Genomic DNA, 20,580 nt, shown 5'->3' on the forward strand with positions numbered 1-20,580 from the left:
GGCCGCAACCCATGGCCCGCCTGCAACAAAAAAAGCAGGCGGCAGTCACCACAGGTCCAGCCGACATCCGGCATTCCCTGCGCGATGGTCTTCACGTTTATACGCAGTCTCCCCGGGGACCGGGCTGTCTTGCCCCCGTGACCGGCGGATCATCATCTCCACCGGCGTGACACCAGCATCGGGGTGCCAGGACGCTGCGACTTCACGTCCGCCAAGAGCCGTTCGTCCGCACGTCATCAGACGTGCTGCGGCCCATCGGCGGCCATCGCCTCCCCACCTCGCGTGTCGTGACGATCGCGATACGCCCCTCGTGTCGAGGCGGGATGACGGGAGGGAAGCATGAATTCTGAAAAATAGAAACGAGAATATTTTCGTCGGCAGGACTGGACAGTGAGTCGGACATTGAACGGATTGAGGAAATCAGTGTCTCGGCGCACGCCCTCGCGATGGGCTTCGATCGCAGCAAGGCACCGGAGGCGGGCTCTCCGCTATTCCGCACGCCAGCTGATTCGCCCGTCGGGTCGGCTAGGATGATGCTCGACGTGGTGCCCAATGATTGGAACAATGCCGATAGTCCCCAATGACGAACCATCGGTCTGACCCTGCGTCAGCCAGAGAAGAAAGCAAGCAATGACACTCTCCCATCTCTACGACGAAGCGCTCGTCTATGCGACAAGGCTGCACCGGACCCAATTGAGAAAGGGCAGCAACGTGCCCTACATCGCGCATCTGCTGAGCGTCTCCAGCCGCGTGCTGTCGGCGGGCGGCAGCGAGGTGCAGGCTATCGCGGGACTGTTGCATGACGCCGCCGAGGACCAGGGCGGGCAGGCCACGCTGGATGAGATCCACCGGCGTTTTGGCGATAGCGTCGCCGGGATCGTCGCGGACTGCACGGATTCCTGGGTCGATCCGAAGCCGGCCTGGCGCCCGCGGAAGGAAGCCTATCTCGCCCGGCTGCCGCTCAAGCCGGCGTCATCGCTGCTGGTCTCGCTCGCTGACAAGGTTGACAACGCGGAAGCGATCGCGAGCGACCTTGATGAGGTGGGCGACGTCGTGTGGCAACGCTTCACCGGTGGAAGGGATGGGACGATCTGGTATTACCGCACGCTGAGCCGGATTTTCGATGAGGCTCTGCCCGGACCGTTGGCGCGGCAACTTGCGCGGACCGTCGGTGCTTTTCCCTCCTGACCAGATCGGGCAAGGCGCTTGCCCGCCTCGCACCGGATTCGATGATGACAACCTCAGGGCGATCAGCTATAGAGCCGGCCATGATCACCGTCGCTTCCCATCGTTTTGGTCGCATCACGCACCGTAGCTCGCTGGCGGCGGGAGGATCGCGCTCAATCTGACGATTTGCAGGATTTGATCCGAACAGCCGCCAGAACCTGGCGGCTTTTTTGTTGCCGGCAGGTTCTTCATTTGAAGGGGAGCCCGCTATGCCGAGCACGACCGACGATCCGAGGGTCAGCGCCATCGAGGAGCGAACTCCGCTCCATCATGCGCTGCGTTTCCAGGAACTCGACGAGCGGCGCCGTGGTCCCTCGGCGAGCCATCCGATCTCGCCCAAGCCCGGCGCTGAGATCTACTACTTGGCGCGACCGGCGCCTGATCAAAGCTGCGCCGAGCTGCAGCCAGTGTCATTGCTGCGGCTCTGGTGGGAGCGCTGGCGCGAGCGCGGTCGCTTCGCCCAGGAGTTGCCGTGGATCGCCGACGAGGTGCTGCAGGACTACGGCCTGACACGCGACGAGGCGCGGCGGCTGTGCCGGCGCCCGTTCTGGCGCGCATGAGAGCGACGCGGCGGAACGCAGGTTCTGCCACGGATCCTACTTGCCCAGCTTCTCGGAGAAGAACCTGACGACCTGGGCGTCAAACTCTCGGTGAAACGCCGCGCGGTCGAAATCCGCAGGCGTATCAGCGCAGATGCGCGGGACGGCGGCCGCGAGCTCCGCGGAGCACGGCGCGAGGAAAGAAAAATGCGCGGCGGGCACGGTGTGGACCTCGGGCGTGCCGGGAAGGCTCGCGGTTACGCGGGCGGTCCCTTCCGGATCGACCCCGTTGCCGCCGAGCTCCGAGCGCCAGACCTGGAGGGGAATCTTGATGCTCGCGAGATTTGCTCGCGTGAATCCGACCGTGTGGGCGGCGTCGGCCAGAACGGCCGCCTTGATCCTCTCGTCGTGCGGCCAGCTTCTAGGAAACTCGCCATTGCGGACCTGCTCGCAGAACGGGTTCTGTTGCGTGCAGTAGTGCGCCACCCTTTGAAAGTCCGGGTCGACGCCGGCGAGAACGGTTCCGGTGTAGCCACCGCGCGAAAAGCCGAAGAAGCCGATCCGGTCCGGATCAATCGCGGCTCTGCTTGTCCAATCGTTCAACATGAAATCGATCAGATGCATCATGTCCTGCGGCCGTGAGAGCCAGACCGACAGGCTGTCGCGCTGCGCCAGGTCACCGACACTGTCGCCGGGATGGTTGATCGCCGCGACGATGAATCCCGCGTCCGCCAGCGCTTCCGCAACATCGTGGTTTCCACCGATCCAGCCGCCGCGCCCGTGGGACATGACGACCAATGGCAGCTTCGTGCCGTTGATTGGACAATTCTTTATCCCGGGCAGTGTCTCCAGCCCTGGGATCGCGAGGCTTCCAACCGGCACGCTACCGGCGTCTTCGGCGCACGGCGTCCAGATGATGCCGTGAAATCCATGATCGACCTCCAAGAGCTGCAAGCCAGCGGCGTGGGCGGAGGAGGTCAGGAGTAGGAGCGGCAGCGCGAGAGTGGCGAAGGTCCGATGAAGCAAGACGGTCTCCTCACGTTGAACTACGAAATAGCGTGTACCCGCGAAAGTTGTGCCAACTGGACCGCCCGTTCCGCCCAATGACCGGCCGTCGAACCGGAGTGGACAATCCATCGGCAGATCACCTCGGGTGCCATAGGGTCTGTCGTGCCGACCATCTTTGCGTTCACCACCAGCTCGTGCCTCCGATGACAAGATGATTTGATCAAGCCGTCGAGGTTCTGCGGTAACTCCCAAACGTTAGCTTCAGTCCCGGCCAGTGCGGGCGCTCCGTGCCCACCATTCCGAATGCGCGGCTGACATGGCGGCAGTCCGGGCGCCTTACGGGCGGCTCTTTGCCTAGGTGTCCGCAGCCTATTGCGTGAACACTTCCCGGCGGAGGCTCGTCAGTATATATTGCCTGCATGACAACATTGCTTGACAGGGCTTTTGACGTCGCACGCCAGCTTCCGGCCGAAGAGCAGGATGAGCTGGCGCGGGTACTGTTACGGTTGACCGGATACGACGAAGCTTGCGTTGAGTTGACTCCTGCCGACCTTGCTTCGCTGGAAGAATCGCTGCGCCAAGCAGATCAAGGGCGGTTCGCGACCGAAGACGAAATCAAGGCCATATGGGCCAAGCACGGTCTCTGAAGCTTCGCTTCACGACTCGCGCAGCGAACGAGCTTGAGAGCGTACTCGATTATGTCGCGTCGCATTCGCCAGGCGGCGCAAGGCGCGTTCATATGCGGATCAAGTCCGTCTTTGACGTGTTGGTTTATTATCCTAAGGCAGGTGCTCAATCGACCCATCCGCGCCTGCGCAGATTGACTATCAATCCTTATCCTTACCTCATCTACTACGAAGTTGCTGCCGACGAGGTGGTCATTCACAGTGTGCGTCACACGGCGCGCAATCCGGATGAGTTCGGTTAGGGGCGGAATGAAGATTGAACATCTGGTCATTGCGAGGCGCTGTCGCGCCGGAGCAATCCAATGTCTTGAAGCGCGAAAGCCTTGGATCGCGTCGCTGCGCTCGGGATGACGATGGGGCGAGAGCTGCGCTCATGACGAGCAACTAAGTTCGCGGCCGGCGTGGCCGTTTCACCGGATGCAGCCGCGGCGCGCGGGCGACGCGCGGACGGAGGCGGGTGGCGGCGGCGCGCTTGGGCTTGGCAGCGACCTGTGGCCGGGCCAGTTCCATCAGCAGGCGCAGGGCCTCGATGACGGAGCGGGTGCGCACGGTGCTTCGGCCGATGGCGCCGAAGCGGTGTTCGCGGTGGGTGATGCGGCCGTCGCGGGCAGCAACGGCGAAATGGACCAGGCCGACCGGCTTGCCGGGGGTGGCGCCGCCGGGGCCGGCGATGCCGGTGATGGCCACCGCGAGATCGACGTCGGCGCGCTCCAGGGCGCCGACCGCCATCTGGATCGCGGTCTCCTTGGAGACGGCGCCGAAGGTCTGCAGCGTCGAGGCCTCGACACCGAGCATCGCGCGCTTGGCCTCGTTGGAGTAGGTGACGAAGCCGCGGTCGATGACATCAGAGGAGCCGGGGATGTCGGTCAGGGCCGCGGCGACCAGGCCGCCGGTGCAGGACTCGGCGGTCGCGATCATTAGCTTGCGCGACCGGCAGAGGTCGAGCAGCGAGCGGGCCAGCGCGCTGGTAGAGCCGATTTGACGTTCGCTGGCCATGGCTGCGTTGTCCTCATCCGACCGTCAGATCGAAAGCTCCATGAGCGGTGACAGGGTGGTGCGCCTCTAGGCGCTCCACGGCAGACGGATCGTCGCGCTCGCCGTCGCTGCGATGCCTTCCTCGCGGCCGGTGAAGCCGAGCCGCTCGCTGGTGGTGGCCTTCACCGCGATGCGCGAGATGTCGACGCCGGTGATCTCGGCGATGCGGGCGCGCATCTGGTCGCGCAGGGGGCCGATCTTCGGGCGTTCGCAGATCATCGTGACCTCGAGATTGGCGACGCGGCCGCCACGCGCGGTCACGCGCTCGATGGCGTATTTCAGGAACTGGTCGGAGGAGGCGCCTTTCCACTTCATGTCGGAGGGCGGGAAGTGCGAGCCGATGTCGCCATCGGCCAGGGCGCCCAAAATTGCATCAACCAGAGCGTGCAGACCGACGTCACCGTCGGAGTGGGCAAGGAACCCCTTGCTATGCGGCACACGCAGGCCGCACAGCCAGACATGGTCGCCTTCGCCGAAGGCGTGGACGTCGTAGCCGGTGCCAGTCCGGATGTCGCCGAGCTGCGCGGCAAGGCGCGCTTCCTCGCGCACGAAATCTTCCGGTGTGGTGAGCTTCATGTTGGCAACATCGCCCTCAAAGGTCGCGACGGTCAATCCCGCCCATTCGGCGATCGCCGCATCATCTGTGAACTCGGTGAGGCCGTCGCGCGCGGCGCGGCGGTGTGCCTCCAGGATCGTGTCGAACTTGAAGGTCTGCGGCGTCTGGGCGATGCGCAGCTTCGCGCGCTCCGGTGTCGCGGTGATGTCGCCGCCCGTGCCGACTTCCTTGATGGTGTCGGTGACCGGAACCACGGGAATCGCCGCACCGGTCTTGCCGGCCGCTCGAATCGCGCGCGAGATCACGGCGGGCGTGACGAACGGACGCGCGGCATCGTGGATCAGCACGATGTCGGGCTTGTGCGGCGCCAGCGCTTCCAGGCCTGCGAGCACCGAGGCCTGGCGCGTCGCACCGCCATGCGCCGGGACCTCGTGGCGCAGGCCGAAGACGGCTGCGTTGAAGACGTCGATGTCGTCGGGGTTCACCACCGGCTGGACCACCGCCACCTCGGGGTGATCGGCGAAGGCGGCGAGCGCGCGATGGATGACCGTGCGGCCGCCGATCATGCGATATTGCTTCGGACCGCCGGCGCCGGCGCGCAGGCCACGTCCGGCCGCGACGAGAATGGCTGCAGTCCGCTGAGAAGTCGTCATGGGAACAGGGTATCGATGCAAAGGGAGATGATGGGTTCGCGGCTTCTTACATCTGCAGAACATGTTAAGCGAGCAGGATCACACGTTGCCTGAGCGGCAACTGCGATCGCGCTGCATGTGCCGGGAGGCGCCGTGGCCTCGAGCGGGCCGATCGCCCGCCGCCTGTGGGCATCCTCGCTGAGCCATGCAAAAATCCGCCGGCTCACGGGTTTACCATGACTGCCGAACAAGCATATTTTGCTGCACTGCACTTGAAATGCTGATTGTCTTGGCTAAAGTGTAGGCATGACGCTTGACTGCCCAAGATTTGTGCTTGAGAGTACAGCGCAGACGCGATGATGCGTCCGAAGAGCTTTAAGAGTCGTTCGTGACCGGTCCGGCCAATACACACGCCAAAGCCTTGAAGATAGGCGACGTTTCACTCGCCAACCGGGCCATTCTCGCGCCGATGTCGGGCATCACCGACGCGCCGTTCCGCCGACTCGCGGCCGAGCTCGGCGCCGGGCTGGTGGTGTCCGAGATGACCGCGAGCGACGATCTCGTGCGCGGGCGGTGGATATCCCGGTTGCGCTGCGAGGCGAGCGGCGTCGGGCCGCATGTGGTGCAGCTCGCCGGCTGCGAGGCGCATTGGATGGCCGAGGGCGCGAGGGTCGCCGAGGAGGGCGGCGCTGATATCATCGACATCAACATGGGCTGCCCGGCGCGCCACGTGACCGGCGGCCAGTCCGGCTCGGCCCTGATGCGTGATCTCGATCATGCGCTGACCCTGATCGAGGCGACGGTCGAGGCCGTCGATGTGCCCGTGACGCTGAAGATGCGGCTCGGCTGGGACCAGGGCAGCCTCAATGCACCGGAGCTGGCGCGCCGCGCCGAAGCCGCGGGCGTGCAGCTGATCACCGTGCACGGCCGCACGCGGCAGCAGTTCTACAAGGGCGAGGCCGACTGGAGCGCGGTGCGCGCGGTGAAGGACGCCGTCGATCTGCCGGTCGTCGTCAACGGCGACATCACCACCTACGAAGACGCGCGCGAGGCGCTCGATACGTCCGGCGCCGATGCCGTGATGATCGGGCGCGGCGCGCAAGGACAGCCGTGGCTTCCCGGCCAGATCGGCCGCCGGCTCGACGGCGGTGCGGAAGAGGGCGCGCCCGAACTGGCTCAGCAGCTCAGTCTTCTCACAGCGCTCCATGACGAGATCTGCCGTCACTATGGCGCGCGTGTCGGCCTGCGCCACGCCCGCAAGCATCTCAGCTGGGGGCTCGACGTCGCCGCCCAGCACGCCCAGGCGCCGGCCGAAAAACTGAAGGCGTGGCGCGACCGTATCCTGACGTCCGAGCAGCCATCCCAGGTGCATCGGGCGCTGCGTGAGGCTTTCGACGATTTTGCCTGGAGTGCAGCCGCATGAGCTCAGCCGCAGAACAGCGCAAGCGACTTCCGTCGGATGGCGACGCCATCCTCAACGCTTTGCCGAATCCGGTCCTCGTCATCGGCCCGGATGGCATGATCATGGACGCCAACATGGCGGCGGAATCGTTCTTCGATTCCTCGACGCAGTTTTTGCAGCGGCAGTCGCTGAAGAAGCTGGTGCCGTTCGGCAGCCCCTTGCTGGCGCTGATCGACCAGGTCCGTACCACCAGCGCGCCGGTCAACGAGTACAAGGTCGATCTGGGCACGCCGCGCACCGGCGCCGATCGGCTCGTCGACCTGCACGTCGCGCCGCTGCCGGAGCGCCCCGGCCATATCGTGGTGATGCTGCAGGAGCGCACCATCGCCGACAAGATGGACCGCCAGCTCACGCATCGCAGCGCTGCGCGCTCGGTGATCGCGCTGGCCGCGATGCTCGCGCACGAGATCAAGAACCCGCTGTCGGGCATCCGCGGCGCCGCGCAGCTTTTGGAGCAGCAGGCCTCCTCCGAGGACCGCATGCTGACCCGCCTGATCTGCGACGAGGCCGACCGCATCGTCACTTTGGTCGACCGCATGGAGGTGTTCGGCGACGACCGCCCGGTGGCGCGCGGGCCCGTGAACATCCATTCCGTGCTCGATCACGTGAAGCGGCTGGCGCAGTCGGGCTTTGCCCGCAACATCCGCTTCGTCGAGGATTACGATCCGTCGCTGCCGCCGGTGCTCGCCAACCAGGATCAACTGATCCAGGTGTTCCTGAACCTGGTCAAGAATGCCGCGGAAGCGGTCGTCGATCTCGGCTCGGATGCCGAGATCCAGCTCACCACGGCCTTCCGCCCGGGCGTGCGTCTGTCGGTGCCCGGCAAGAAATCGCGGGTGTCGCTGCCGCTGGAGTTCTGCGTCAGGGACAACGGCCCCGGCGTGCCGGAAGACCTGATGCCCAATCTGTTCGATCCGTTCGTGACCACCAAGCCGACCGGAAGCGGCCTCGGACTTGCATTGGTCGCGAAGATCGTCGGCGATCATGGCGGGATCATCGAGTGCGAGTCGCAGCCGCGCAAGACGACCTTCCGGGTGCTGATGCCGATGTACAGCGCAGCCAGACAACCAGACCACGGCCATCGCGATGACGTTTCGGGGACGCCGTTGCATGCCTCACAGGGATCAAATTGAGGACCACCTATGCCTGCAGGTAGCATTCTCGTTGCCGACGACGATACGGCCATCCGCACGGTCCTGAACCAGGCGCTGTCACGCGCCGGCTATGAGGTGCGGCTGACCGGCAACGCCGCCACGCTGTGGCGCTGGGTGAGCCAGGGCGAGGGCGATCTCGTCATCACCGACGTGGTGATGCCGGACGAGAACGCGTTCGACCTGCTGCCGCGGATCAAGAAGATGCGGCCCAACCTGCCGGTCATCGTGATGAGCGCGCAGAACACCTTCATGACCGCCATCAAGGCGTCGGAGCGCGGCGCCTATGAGTATCTGCCGAAGCCGTTCGACCTGAAGGAGCTGATTGCGATCGTCGGCCGTGCCTTGGCCGAGCCGAAGGAGCGTGCGGCGAGCCAGCCCGACGACGGCGAGTTCGAATCGATCCCTCTGGTCGGCCGCTCGCCGGCGATGCAGGACATCTACCGCGTGCTGGCGCGACTGATGCAGACCGACCTCACGGTGATGATCTCCGGCGAGAGCGGCACCGGCAAGGAGCTGGTGGCGCGCGCGCTGCACGATTACGGCAAGCGCCGCAACGGCCCGTTCGTTGCGGTCAACATGGCGGCGATCCCGCGCGACCTAATCGAGTCGGAACTGTTCGGGCACGAGCGCGGCGCCTTCACTGGCGCCAACACCCGAGCGTCCGGCCGTTTCGAGCAGGCCGAGGGCGGCACGCTGTTCCTGGACGAGATCGGCGACATGCCGATGGAGGCGCAGACGCGGCTCTTACGCGTGTTGCAGCAGGGCGAGTACACCACCGTCGGCGGCCGCACCCCGATCAAGACCGACGTGCGCATCGTCGCCGCCTCCAACAAGGACCTGCGCATCCTGATCCAGCAGGGGCTGTTCCGCGAGGATCTGTTCTTCCGCCTCAACGTCGTGCCGCTGCGGCTGCCTCCCTTGCGCGAGCGCATCGAGGACCTGCCAGATCTCGTCCGGCATTTCTTCGCGCTGGCCGAGAAGGACGGGCTGCCGCCGAAGAAGCTCGATGCTGCGGCGCTGGAGCGGCTCAAGCAGCACCGCTGGCCGGGCAACGTCCGCGAGCTGGAGAATCTCGCCCGGCGTTTGGCCGCGCTGTATCCGCAGGACGTGATCACTGCCTCGGTGATCGATGGCGAGCTGGCGCCGCCGGCGGTGACCACCGGCTCGAACACGCCGACCTCGATCGACAATCTCGGTGGCGCCGTGGAGGCCTATCTGTCCTCGCACTTCCAAGGCTTTCCGAACGGCGTGCCGCCGCCGGGGCTGTACCACCGCATCCTCAAGGAGATCGAGATTCCGCTGCTGACGGCGGCGCTGGCGGCAACCCGCGGCAACCAGATCCGCGCGGCCGATCTGCTCGGCCTCAACCGCAACACGCTGCGGAAGAAGATTCGCGACCTCGACATTCAGGTGTACCGCAGCGGCGCTTGATGGTGATTTGATACCTTTCCGGGCGGGCTCAGGCCCGCCTCAGGTGAGAATTAATGTAGACAAATCCGCGACGCGCTCCGGCGCCGCGGATTTGTCGCAATTTGGCAACAGCGTGGTAGGAATGCATCAGTCCGATTCCCGGATATGCCGCGTTCAGCATCACCCACCTTGCCGGAATGACCAGCGCAGAGACCTCGGCCACCCCCTTCGATTCGTCGTCCACCGACGGCCGGCGCTGGACCTGGCGCACCTGGCTGGCGCCGGTGGCGGTGGCGCTCGCGCTGCTGTCGGCCTTCCTCACCTTCATCGTGCTGGTCGGGTTGACCCCGGTCGAGCCGACGACCGACGTCGTCAAGACCTTCTACCTGATCGACGCCGGAACGATCCTGGTCCTGGTCGGGATCATCATCCGCGAGGTCTGGCAGGTGGTGCAGGCCCGCCGGCGCGGCCGGGCGGCGGCGCGGCTGCACGTGCAGATCGTCAGCCTGTTCTCGGTGATCGCGGTGCTACCGGCCGTGCTGGTCGCGGTGGCGGCCAACGTCACCATCGATCGCGGCCTCGACCGGCTGTTCTCCGGACCGGCCAAGGTCGCGATCCAGAACTCGCTGACCATCGCGCGCGCCTACATGCAGGAGCACGCGCAATTCATCCGCGGTGACATCATCGGCATGGCGACCGACATCGCACGCGCGCGGCCGCTGTTCGACCAGGACCGCGCCAGCTTCCGCGAGCTGCTCACCACCAGCGCCGCCTCGCGCAACCTGCCGGGCGCGATGATCATCGACAAGAACACCAATCCGATCGTCTGGGCCGAGACCGGCGGGGTGCAACTGGCCTATTCGCCGCCGGCGCCCGAGTTCCTCAACAATGTCCGGGAGGAGGAGCCCGAGATCGCGGTCCTGCCGGAATCGAACTACGTCGCCGCGGTGATCCGGCTGCGCGCGTTCAACGACACCTTCCTCTACGTCGCGCGCCCGCTCGATCCGCAGGTCGTCGAGCAGCTCAAGCAGACCGAGCTGTCGGTCGCCGAATACGCCCAGGTCGAGGCGCGGCGCTTCGGCATCCAGATCGCCTTCGCGCTGATGTTCGCGGTGATCGCGCTGACCATCCTGATGGCCTCGGTGCTGATCGGGCTGAACTTCGCCAACTGGCTGGTGGCGCCGATCCGGCAATTGATGAATGCCGCCAACACCGTGTCGACCGGCGATCTCAACGTCCAGGTCCCGGTGCATCGCTCGGAGGGCGATCTCGCCCAGCTCGGCCAGACCTTCAACAAGATGACGCAGGAGCTGCGCACGCAGCGCGACGAGCTGGTCAGCGCCAGCGAATTGATCGACAGCCGGCGCCGCTTCATCGAGGCGGTGCTGTCGTCGGCCTCCGCCGGCATCATCGGCGTCGATGCCTCGGGCAGCGTCGGCATCCTCAACCGCTCGGCCGAGAAGCTGATCGGACATGCCGAGCAGGAGGTGCTGGATCATCCGCTCTCCGACGTGCTGCCCGAGCTCGACGACATGATGAAGACGGCGCGCGAGGGCAAGCAGCGGCTGGTGCAGGGGCAGATCACGATCCAGCGCGACGGCCACGAGCGCAATCTGTCGGTGCGCGTCACCGCCGAGCAGACCAACCAGGCGCGCGACAGCTACATCATCACGCTGGACGACATCACCGAGCTGGTCTCGGCGCAGCGCACGTCCGCCTGGGGCGACGTCGCGCGCCGCATCGCGCACGAGATCAAGAATCCGCTGACGCCGATTCAACTCTCGGCTGAGCGCATCCGCCGCAAATTCGGCAAGGTCATCACCGAGGACAAGGCGGTATTTGAGCAATGTACCGAGACGATCGTGCGGCAGGTCGACGACATCAGGCGAATGGTCGACGAGTTCTCGCGATTCGCGCGGATGCCGAAGCCGGTGATGGAAGGCGAGGACGTCGCCGACACCGTGCGGCAGGCCGTGTTCCTGATGAAGGTCGCGCATCCCGAGATCGACATCGAGACCGAGATCAAGCAGGACCCGTTGCGCGCGCAGTTCGACCGCCGCCTGATCTCGCAGGCGCTGACCAACATCATCAAGAACGCCACCGAGGCGATCGAGGTGGTGCCCGAGGCGGAGCTCGGCAAAGGCCGAATCGATGTCGTCGCCTCGCGCGAGGGTGAGGACGTGCTGATCGACGTCATCGACAACGGCATCGGTCTGCCGAAGGTGGCGCGGCAGCGGCTGCTCGAGCCCTATGTCACGACGCGCGCCAAGGGCACCGGCCTCGGGCTCGCCATCGTCGGCCGCGTGCTGGAAGACCATGGCGGCAAGCTCGAGCTGAAGGACGCGTCCGATTTCCGTCCCGGCCAGCGCGGCGCCTGGATGCGGCTGCGCTTTGCCGTCTCCGGCCAGGCCGCGAAGACGGGCGCGAAGGAGCAGGCGGGGGCGTCTGACAATGCGCAGAAGACCGAGGCCGGCGGCGAAACCGCTGACACGGTTCAAACGACCAATGATGAACCAAAAATCCAAGCCGCAACCGGCAGCTGACGAGACAGGCGTGACCCATGGCGAGTGATATTCTGATTGTCGACGATGAAGCCGATATCCGGGAGCTGGTCGCCGGCATCCTGGATGACGAAGGCTTCACGACGCGAACCGCGCGCGACAGCGATTCGGCGCTCGCGGAGATCACGAGCCGCCGTCCCAACCTGGTGTTCCTGGACATCTGGCTGCAGGGCTCCAAGCTCGACGGTCTGCAGCTCCTCGAGCAGATCAAGAAGGACCATCCCGACCTTCCGGTCGTGATGATCTCCGGCCACGGCAACATCGAAACGGCGGTCGCCGCGATCAAGCGCGGCGCCTATGACTTCATCGAGAAGCCGTTCAAGTCCGACCGCCTGATTCTGGTTGCCACGCGTGCGCTGGAGAATTCCCGGCTGAAGCGCGAGGTTCGTGAGCTCAAGCAGCTGGCGCCGACCGCGAGCAGCATGACCGGCCGCTCGCCATCGATGAACCAGTTGCGCCAGACCATCGAGCGCGCCGCCAAGGCCAACAGCCGCATCCTGATCGTCGGCCCGCCGGGCTCGGGCAAGGAGCTTGCCGCGCGTTCGCTGCACGCTCAGTCGCCGCGCTCCGAGGGCCCGTTCGTCGTCATCAACGCCGCCGCGATCACGCCGGAGCGGATGGAGGAGGAGCTGTTCGGCATCGAGCAGTCGAACGGCGAGCAGGCGCGCAAGACCGGCGCGCTCGAGGAGGCCCACGGCGGCACGCTGTTCGTCGACGAGATCGCCGACATGCCGCGCGAGACGCAGAACAAGATCCTGCGCGTGCTGGTCGACCAGACATTCCAGCGCGCCGGCGGCACCACCAAGGTGCACGTCGACGTGCGCATCATCTCCTCCACCGCACGGAATCTCGAGGAGGAGATTGCCGCCGGGCGTTTCCGCGAGGACCTCTATCACCGTCTGTCGGTGGTTCCGATCAGGGTTCCGCCGCTGTCGGAGCGCCGCGAGGACATTCCCGAGCTGATCGACTATTTCATGGAGCAGATTTCGGCCACGACCGGCCTGCCGAAGCGCCAGATCGGCCAGGACGCCATGGCCGTGCTGCAGTCGCATGTGTGGCCCGGCAACGTCCGTCAGCTTCGCAACAACGTCGAGCGCGTCATGATTCTGGCCGCCGGTGGACCGGAGGTGATCATCACCGCCGACATGCTGCCGCCGGATGTGGGATCGATGGTGCCGGCGATGCCGACCAGCAACAATGGCGAGCACATCATGGGCCTGCCGCTGCGCGAGGCACGCGAGGTGTTCGAGCGCGACTATCTGATCGCCCAGATCAGCCGCTTCTCGGGCAACATCTCGCGCACGGCCGAGTTCGTGGGCATGGAGCGGTCGGCCCTGCATCGCAAGCTGAAGGCGCTCGGCGTCGGCTGAGGCTCCAGCTCGGCCAAACCTGCCGACTGGACGAATTTACATTGGAAAATTCGTCCATTTCCGGAATTTTACGGATGAATCCGGTTGTTTTGGAACCGGCTTCCTTGCAAGCGGCTTGCCTAATATGCTCGCCTGTCTTCTAATCCGGCATCCCGTGGTCCCTCGAGGGGGATCTCAATGGACCATGGGCCACCTCGATGAATCCGGGGCCTGCGATCGGGACATCGAAGGTTCAATAAGAAAAAGCACAAGACTGCGAGACAATAACAATGGCGGCAGACCGCGCACAAAACCTACAAGACACCTTTCTAAACCATGTCCGCAAAACCAAGACGCCGCTCACGATCTTTCTGGTCAATGGCGTGAAGCTGCAGGGGATTGTCACATGGTTCGACAATTTCTGCCTGCTGCTCCGGCGCGACGGTCACTCGCAGCTCGTCTACAAGCATGCGATCTCCACCATCATGCCAGGCGCGCCGATCCAGTTGTTCGAAGGCGGCGAGGACGCGTCTGCGTGAGTGTGACCTGACGTGAGAGTGACCTGATTGGAACCCCGCAATCGCGAAGGGACCATCGGCCTGTCGAGGCCGGATGACAATAAGGGGACCGGGCTCGTCATCGTGGTCGGCCCCTACTTGCGAGCGCGCCGCGGCGACGATGGCGCGCAAGCAGGCCAATCTGACATGCGTGATTTCGAGGCGAGGATCGACGAGGCGGCGGGCCTCGCGCGGGCCATCGACCTGACCGTGGCCGAGGCCATTCTCGCGCCGATCGGGCAGATCCGCCCCGCGACCTATCTCGGCAAGGGCAAGGTCGAAGAGATTGCCGGCGTGATCGCCGGCCATGGCGTCGAGCTGGTGGTGATGGATTGCGCGCTCTCGCCGATCCAGCAGCGAAACCTCGAGAAGGCCTGGAACACCAAGGTGCTCGACCGCACCGGCTTGATCCTGGAGATCTTCGGCCGCCGCGCCAAGACGAAGGAGGGTGCGCTGCAGGTCGAGCTCGCGCATCTCAACTATCAGCGCAGCCGCCTGGTGCGGTCCTGGACCCATCTCGAACGCCAGCGCGGCGGTTTCGGCTTCATGGGCGGTCCCGGCGAGACCCAGATCGAGGCCGACCGCCGGCTGATCGGCGACCGCATCACGCGGCTCGAGAACGAGCTGAAGAAGGTCCAGGCGACGCGGCGGCTGCATCGCGCCGGACGCCAGCGCGTGCCGTATCGCGTCGTGGCGCTGGTCGGCTACACCAATGCCGGCAAGTCGACGCTGTTCAATCGCCTGACGCGCGCCGACGTCCAGGCCGCCGACATGCTGTTCGCGACGCTCGATCCGACCTTGCGCGCGATCACGCTGCCGCATGGCGGCAAGGCGATGCTGTCGGACACCGTGGGATTCATCTCCAACCTGCCGACGCAGCTCGTCGCCGCCTTCCGCGCCACGCTCGAGGAGGTGCTGGAGGCCGACGTGATCCTGCACGTCCGCGACATGTCGCACGAGGATGCCGAGGCGCAGCAGCACGATGTCGAACTGGTGCTCAGCCAGCTCGGCATCGATCCCGAGGCCACCGACACCATCATCGAGGTCTGGAACAAGATCGATCGCCTCGACGAGGCGGCGTGCGAGAACCTCGCCAACATCGCCGCACGGCGGCCACCGGAGCGCCCGTGCCTGCTGGTCTCGGCCCAGACTGGGGAGGGCGTCGACGCGCTCCTGCAGACGATCGAGGACCGGCTCGCGGCGGCGCGGACGACGCTCGATCTCACCATCGATGCGGCCGACGGCGCCGGCATCTCCTGGCTGCATCGCAACGCCGAAGTGCTGGCCAAGGAGCTGCACGAGGGCCACTACGACATGACCGTGCGCGTCGATGCCACCAAGCGCGACATCGTGGTCGAGCGCTATCACGGCGTGCCCCGCGTGGCGTGAGCCGCGCGCGACGTCGTTTGCCTCTCGTGCAGGATGACATGCATCGCTGCGCCTATCCATCGGGCTACAAGGGCGTGATGTCGACGTGCAGCACCGCGGCGCGCCCGCCGTCGAGGGCGGCGAGGCAGCGCTCGATCGCCGCATCGAGCTTGTCGGGATCCTCGACCCGCTCGCCATGGGCGCCGAATGCGCAGGCGATGTCGGCGAGACGACGCTGCTCGCCCTGGCGCCCGGTGCTGAGCCTAGAGAGGAAGGAGTCCGTGCGCTGTGCGGCGCCGTCCGGATAGACGCGCTGCACCGATGCCTTCACCGCCTGCCATCCGTTGTTGTCGAGGATCACGGTCAGGATCGGGAGCTGGCACTGCTGCGATAAGGCGTAGACGGAGTCCGGCGCGGCGAAATGATAGGCGCCGTCGCCGACGATCTGCACCACGCGCGCTGAGGGATTGGCGAGCTTGAGTCCGAGCGCCATGCCGCCGCTGAAGCCGAGGCCGCCGCCGGCCAGGCCCACATAGGTCATCGGCTTGGTGCGGCGAAGCTGCTGTTGCAGGATTGGCGCGTTGCGGACCGCCTCGTTGAGGACGATGTCGTCCTCCGACAGCAGCGCCTGCAACCGCGCAAACAAATAGGCCGGGTTGATCGCTCCGATCCGGCCCTTCTGTGCCGCCGCGGATATCCGTTTCGCCTGCGCGGCCTCGCGTGCCGGCTGCCAGCTCGCGATCCGGTCGCGCACTCTCGTGAGATAGGCGTCGTCGCCACGGGCAACGATGATCTCCAGCACCTGACGAAGAATGACGGCCGAATCGCCCTGAATACGGAGGTCGGTGGCAAATCCCCACATCGGGATGTCCGCCTTCAGGGCGTCGATATCGATCTGGATCCAGCGCAGCCGATCGGCGGCCTTCAGCATCTGCGGAATGAATGGCACGTCGATGTCGATGAGCAGCCCGAGATCGGCGCCGGCGACCAGCGCGGCCGGGTCGGAGCCGGCAAAGCAAGGGGAGTCCTGGCAGATGTTCATCGTGACAGGGTTGAACTCCGCGACACGGATTCCGCAGACCAGCGCCAGCCGCTCCAGCACAGAGACGGCCTCGGCGCTGCGTCCGAGATAAGCAGTGAGCGCGATCGGATTCTCTGCCTTCATCAGCGCGTCCGCGATGGCACGCGCGCGCTCCGGCTCGATCCCTCCCGCCTTGACGCTGCCATGGCGCGCGGGCGGGCAAGCCGGCATCGCCGCCTCGTCCCAGATCTCGGCGAGGGTCTCGCGCGGCAGCATCATGTAGACCGGGCCGGGCGGATCGCTGTGCATGAACGCGGCAGCGCGGGCCACCGCCTCCTTGACGACGACGCCCGACGGCAGCGTGTATTCCCATTTGACATAAGGACGCACGATGCTGCCCTGATCGAAACTCTCCTGCACGAAGTGGACGTAGGTGTCACGTCCTCCCGGCAGCTCGCCATGCAGCGCGAACGGAGCCCGCCCTGCAAACAGCAGCACCGGCAGCCGGTAGCGAAAGGCGTTCTGAATCGCCATGCACGCGTTCGCCGTGCCGGCATCGACATGGACGAACACGGCTTGGCCGCGGCCGGTCGCGCTCGCATAGCCCATTGCCATGTGCACCGCGACCACCTCGTGAGGACACAGGATCACCTCGGGGTGCCGTCGACCTTCGCTGTCCCAGCGTGCAAGCTCCTCGATCAGCGAGACATGATCGGTGCCGAGATTGGCGAAGATGTAATCGATGCCGATCTCGACGAGCGCCTCGAGGAAGTAATGCGCGGTGGTGTGGCGGGTCATGGCGCGACGACGCGGGTCAGGGCGACGACGGCATCGTCACGGCGCATGCTCTGACTTGCCTGTCCACGCAGGCGACCGAACAGGTCGTTGGGCTCGAGCGGTGCGGCCAAGCCGCGCCAGGCAATGTGCGAGTCCGGCCGCAGCACGAGCAGGCTGTCCGGGAAGCCATAACCGGCCTTTGCGCGCTCGACGTCGACGAGCGTCAAGGGAACGCCCTGGCGGGCCGCGGCGTCGACCAGTGGCATGACATCGACGGTCGGATCGAACCGCACCAGCGTGTAGGCCGGGCCAAGCGCATCCAGCAGCGATCGGCCATCGGCCAGCCAGACGTGCGGCGCGCGTGCGCCGGGCACTGTGGACGCGCTGAAATGGCCCATGCCGTAGGGCGGCGGCGTCTCGCCATCGTATGAGATCGCCGGAGACCGGTCGTAGTAATAGCCGAAATTCAAGCCGGCGCAGCAATATTGCTGCACGTTGAGATCATAGGCGGCCTTGCCGACCATGCTGCGCGCCGCGTCGCCGACGGGGCCATCGATCTCCACCTCCGCAGGCACGGCGCGTCTCTGGCTCATCACCGCGAGCGCGTGGTTCATCGCGAAGTGCGACACCTGCTCGGTGATCGGCTGCCGCTCCGCTTCGTACGCGTCGAGCAGGGCAGGGGTGGCCCAGCCGTGGAGGACGCCGGCAAGCATCCAGCACAGGTCGACCGCATCGGCGATCCCTGCATTCATGCCGTAGCCGGCATAGGGGATCCACAGATGCGCCGCATCACCGCAGATGAAGGCGCGGCGATCGCGGAAGCGATCCGCCACCAGGCGACGTCCGATCCAGTCCTCCTTGCTGATGATCTCATACTGGAAACGGTCGTCGACACCGAGAATGGTGCGCAGTGCCCAATCGCGATCGACACTGTCGAACTCGAGCTCCTCGGCCGCGAGGTGGTTGTGGATCAGCCAGTTGTCGCGGCCGTCGATGGAGACGGTGGTGCCGCAGCGCCGCGGGTTGAGCGACATCGTCATCCAGGCCGGCTTCTGGGTGATCAGCTCCTTCAGCGCGGGAGCGTGGATGTAGGTCGACTGCACCCGCTGCACGACATCGGTGCCGCTGAGCCGTGAGCCGATGAGCTTGCGCACCGTGGAGCGGCCGCCGTCGCAGCCAATCAGATAGTCGGCTGAGATGGTGATGTCCCGGCCGGCGTCGAGATCGCGCGCCCGCGCGATCACGCCGTTTTCATCCTGGTCGAACCGATCGACCTCGACGCGGTTGAGAATCGTGATGCCGCGCTGCGCCTCTGCGCAAGCGAACAGGATCGGCTCGAGATAGATCTGATTGATGCGATGCGGCGGCTCGGGCGTCGGCCAATCGGTGTCCGGCCCACCGGTTGCCGTGTAGCGGTCCTGGCGGCATGGGATCGGGATGCGCGTCAGCTCGCGGCCGACGACGGCGGTGCGATAGGCGCAGTCGTTTGGAAAATCAGCCGGCAGGCCGCCTTCGCGCACCTCGCGGACGATGCCGAGGCGGCGGAACACCTCCATCGAGCGCGCGGAGACGTGGTTGCATTTCACGTTGGGCGGCTCTCCGGCGCGCCTGATCTCCGCGACCACGACGTCGATGCCGCGCGAGGCGAGATCCATGGCGGCGGTCAGTCCGACCGGGCCGGCGCCCACGATGAGCACCTGGGTTCGTATCGTCTTCATGTCGGTTCTCTTGCTTTGATCTACGCGCGCTCGGGCGTGGAGAGCGCACTGCGTTGCGCATCGTCGGCGCTCGGAAGACTGCCGCGCATGCCGAGGACAGCGAGGCCGAGGATCACCAGCGCCGAGAACAGTTGCGGTACCGCGCTGGCCTGAAACAGCGAGGAGACGTCCCATTTCGCCGCGAGCATCAACCCGCCGATCGTGACGCCGAGGATCGAGCCGAAGCGGCCGATGCCCAGTGCCCAGCCGATGCCGGTGCCGCGGATGTAGGTCGGATAGATGCGCGCCGCATAGGCGTTGCAGCCGATCTGTCCGCCGATCACCGCGACGCCGGCAATGAAGACGGCCGGCACGAGAATCGGCAACGAGGCTCCCGCGATACCGATGGTGATGATCGAGAGGAAGCCGGCAACGTAGGTCGCGAACAGGGCGCGATCGAAGCCGAACTTTTCGATCAGCAGGCCGAGCCCGACGGTGCCGAGCATGCCGCCGAGCTGGAAGGCGATGCCGACGGCGATCGCCGCCTGGACGTCGAGCCCGACACCATGTGTGAGCGTCGGCAGCCAGCTGTTGAGGAAATAGATGTCCATCATGTTCATGAAGAACATGACCCACAGCAGCAAGGTCGGCAGCAGACGCCGCTTGGTGAACAGCTGTGGCAGCAGAAAGCCCTTGCCGCTCTCCTCGATGATCGTAAAGCGCGCGTCGGCGGGCAGGCGGTCCGACGGATCGATCCGCGTCAGCAGCGCGCGCACGCGATCATTCTTGCTGTCGTCGAGGGCCAGCAGCGAGAGCGATTCCGGCAGCCAGATAATGAGGACCGGACAGAGGATGAGCGGCAGAATGCCGCCGATGAGAAAGATGATCTGCCAGCCATAGGCGGTGATGAGCTTGGCCGCGACCGCTCCGCCGATCGCCGATCCCAGCGACACCGTCATGAACATCAGCATGATCAACAGGGTCCTGCGGCGCTGCGGCGAATATTCGCCGGTCAGAGCGATCGTGTTGGGCAGGACGCCGCCGAGCCCGAGGCCGGTGAGGAACCGAATGATGACGAGGTCGGATATGCTCGTGGCCTGGGTGGTCGCCAGCGATCCAAGCGCGAACACGAGAACGCCGGCGACGACGAGCCATTTGCGCCCGAGATAGTCGGCCAGGGCGCCGAACACCAGCGAGCCGATCATCACGCCGAACAGGGACGCGCCAAACACCGGTCCCAGGGCGCCCGGCGCCAGATGCAGGTCCTTGCTGAGGGCAGGGGCGACGAAGCCGAGCGCCTGGGCATCGAAGCCGTCGAGCCCGACGACCAACGCGCACAGGCAGATCACCCTGATCTGGAATCCCGACAGCGGCCGCTCGTCGACGTAGCGCGTGAGATTGATCGCTTGCGTCAAATGTCCCTCCCCATGTGCTTGTTATTGCCTGGCCGCTTCACCGCAGCCGCCGGCTGTTTGCAAATATGTTGCATGATCAAACTCTTTCGATTAGCCACAAAATTCTCATTCATTCATGAGGAAAGC

General features: G+C 65.6%; 17 protein-coding genes. 11 read left to right on the forward strand and 6 right to left on the reverse strand.

The genetic code is table 11. The features are described from left to right. Positions 1-630 precede the first annotated feature (630 nt). Both QX039_RS11345 and QX039_RS11350 read left to right on the forward strand, forming a co-directional pair. Positions 631-1,188 (forward strand): HD domain-containing protein, encoded by a 558-nt coding sequence (locus tag QX039_RS11345; RefSeq protein WP_315770748.1) that lies wholly within the window; start codon positions 631-633, stop codon positions 1,186-1,188. Positions 1,189-1,436: 248 nt separating this feature from the next. Next, positions 1,437-1,787, forward strand: a complete 351-nt coding sequence (locus QX039_RS11350) for a DUF1127 domain-containing protein (RefSeq protein WP_315770746.1) — start codon at positions 1,437-1,439, stop codon at positions 1,785-1,787. A gap of 36 nt (positions 1,788-1,823) precedes the next feature. Here QX039_RS11350 and QX039_RS11355 read toward each other — a convergent pair whose 3' ends face one another. Next, positions 1,824-2,792 (reverse strand): alpha/beta hydrolase family protein, encoded by a 969-nt coding sequence (locus tag QX039_RS11355; RefSeq protein ID WP_315770744.1) that lies wholly within the window; start codon positions 2,790-2,792, stop codon positions 1,824-1,826. Between the two features lie 401 nt (positions 2,793-3,193). Here QX039_RS11355 and QX039_RS11360 point away from each other — a divergent pair, with 401 nt between their 5' ends. Together QX039_RS11360 and QX039_RS11365 are read left to right on the forward strand one after the other, a co-directional pair. Beyond that, positions 3,194-3,421: a hypothetical protein gene (locus tag QX039_RS11360; protein ID WP_315770741.1), complete on the forward strand. Its 228-nt coding sequence runs from the start codon at positions 3,194-3,196 to the stop codon at positions 3,419-3,421. Beyond that, complete coding sequence (locus tag QX039_RS11365) at positions 3,400-3,702, forward strand: type II toxin-antitoxin system RelE/ParE family toxin (RefSeq protein ID WP_315770739.1); 303 nt, start codon at positions 3,400-3,402, stop codon at positions 3,700-3,702. The genes QX039_RS11360 and QX039_RS11365 overlap by 22 nt, the downstream gene beginning before the upstream one ends. Positions 3,703-3,844: 142 nt before the next feature. On the opposite strand, the gene QX039_RS11370 is transcribed toward QX039_RS11365, so the two are convergent. After that, complete coding sequence (locus tag QX039_RS11370) at positions 3,845-4,456, reverse strand: CinA family protein (protein ID WP_315770737.1); 612 nt, start codon at positions 4,454-4,456, stop codon at positions 3,845-3,847. A gap of 66 nt (positions 4,457-4,522) precedes the next feature. Continuing rightward, positions 4,523-5,704, reverse strand: coding sequence for a bifunctional 2-C-methyl-D-erythritol 4-phosphate cytidylyltransferase/2-C-methyl-D-erythritol 2,4-cyclodiphosphate synthase (locus tag QX039_RS11375; RefSeq protein WP_315770735.1), 1,182 nt, complete (start codon positions 5,702-5,704; stop codon positions 4,523-4,525). A 448-nt stretch (positions 5,705-6,152) separates the two neighbouring features. Here QX039_RS11375 and dusB point away from each other — a divergent pair, with 448 nt between their 5' ends. The 7 genes from dusB (at position 6,153) to hflX (ending at position 15,565) form a co-directional block, all read left to right on the forward strand. Then, the gene (gene dusB, locus QX039_RS11380) at positions 6,153-7,106 is read left to right on the forward strand and encodes a tRNA dihydrouridine synthase DusB (RefSeq protein WP_315770873.1); all 954 of its coding nucleotides are present in this window, start codon (positions 6,153-6,155) and stop codon (positions 7,104-7,106) included. Continuing rightward, positions 7,103-8,278, forward strand: coding sequence for a nitrogen regulation protein NR(II) (locus tag QX039_RS11385; RefSeq protein WP_315770733.1), 1,176 nt, complete (start codon positions 7,103-7,105; stop codon positions 8,276-8,278). Before dusB ends, QX039_RS11385 begins: the two co-directional genes overlap by 4 nt. Before the next feature lie 9 nt (positions 8,279-8,287). Continuing rightward, complete coding sequence (ntrC, locus tag QX039_RS11390) at positions 8,288-9,730, forward strand: nitrogen regulation protein NR(I) (RefSeq protein WP_315711890.1); 1,443 nt, start codon at positions 8,288-8,290, stop codon at positions 9,728-9,730. A gap of 176 nt (positions 9,731-9,906) precedes the next feature. Further along, entirely contained in the window at positions 9,907-12,252 is a 2,346-nt protein-coding gene (locus tag QX039_RS11395) for a PAS domain-containing sensor histidine kinase (protein ID WP_315738012.1), read from the forward strand. Between the two features lie 17 nt (positions 12,253-12,269). Further along, on the forward strand, positions 12,270-13,640 hold the full coding sequence (locus tag QX039_RS11400; RefSeq protein WP_315711893.1) for a sigma-54 dependent transcriptional regulator: 1,371 nt from the start codon (positions 12,270-12,272) through the stop codon (positions 13,638-13,640). 269 nt (positions 13,641-13,909) lie between these two features. After that, positions 13,910-14,158: an RNA chaperone Hfq gene (hfq, locus tag QX039_RS11405; RefSeq protein ID WP_006613906.1), complete on the forward strand. Its 249-nt coding sequence runs from the start codon at positions 13,910-13,912 to the stop codon at positions 14,156-14,158. Positions 14,159-14,185: 27 nt separating this feature from the next. Then, positions 14,186-15,565, forward strand: a complete 1,380-nt coding sequence (hflX, locus tag QX039_RS11410) for a GTPase HflX (RefSeq protein WP_315770731.1) — start codon at positions 14,186-14,188, stop codon at positions 15,563-15,565. Positions 15,566-15,629: 64 nt separating this feature from the next. Here the strand turns inward: hflX and QX039_RS11415 are convergent, their stop codons facing one another. The 3 genes from QX039_RS11415 to QX039_RS11425 are packed head-to-tail and all read right to left on the reverse strand — an operon-like array spanning position 15,630 to position 20,454. Then, on the reverse strand, positions 15,630-17,363 hold the full coding sequence (locus tag QX039_RS11415) for a thiamine pyrophosphate-requiring protein (protein WP_315770729.1): 1,734 nt from the start codon (positions 17,361-17,363) through the stop codon (positions 15,630-15,632). Further along, on the reverse strand, positions 17,360-19,060 hold the full coding sequence (locus QX039_RS11420) for an FAD-dependent oxidoreductase (RefSeq protein ID WP_315770727.1): 1,701 nt from the start codon (positions 19,058-19,060) through the stop codon (positions 17,360-17,362). The genes QX039_RS11415 and QX039_RS11420 overlap by 4 nt, the downstream gene beginning before the upstream one ends. Before the next feature lie 20 nt (positions 19,061-19,080). After that, positions 19,081-20,454 carry an MFS transporter gene (locus QX039_RS11425; RefSeq protein WP_315770725.1) on the reverse strand — a complete coding sequence of 458 codons (1,374 nt, stop codon included), beginning with the start codon at positions 20,452-20,454 and terminating at the stop codon, positions 19,081-19,083. Between the last annotated feature and the right edge of the window lie 126 nt (positions 20,455-20,580).

The sequence above is a fragment of the Bradyrhizobium sp. SZCCHNR1043 genome (assembly GCF_032489675.1).
GTDB lineage: Bacteria > Pseudomonadota > Alphaproteobacteria > Rhizobiales > Xanthobacteraceae > Bradyrhizobium.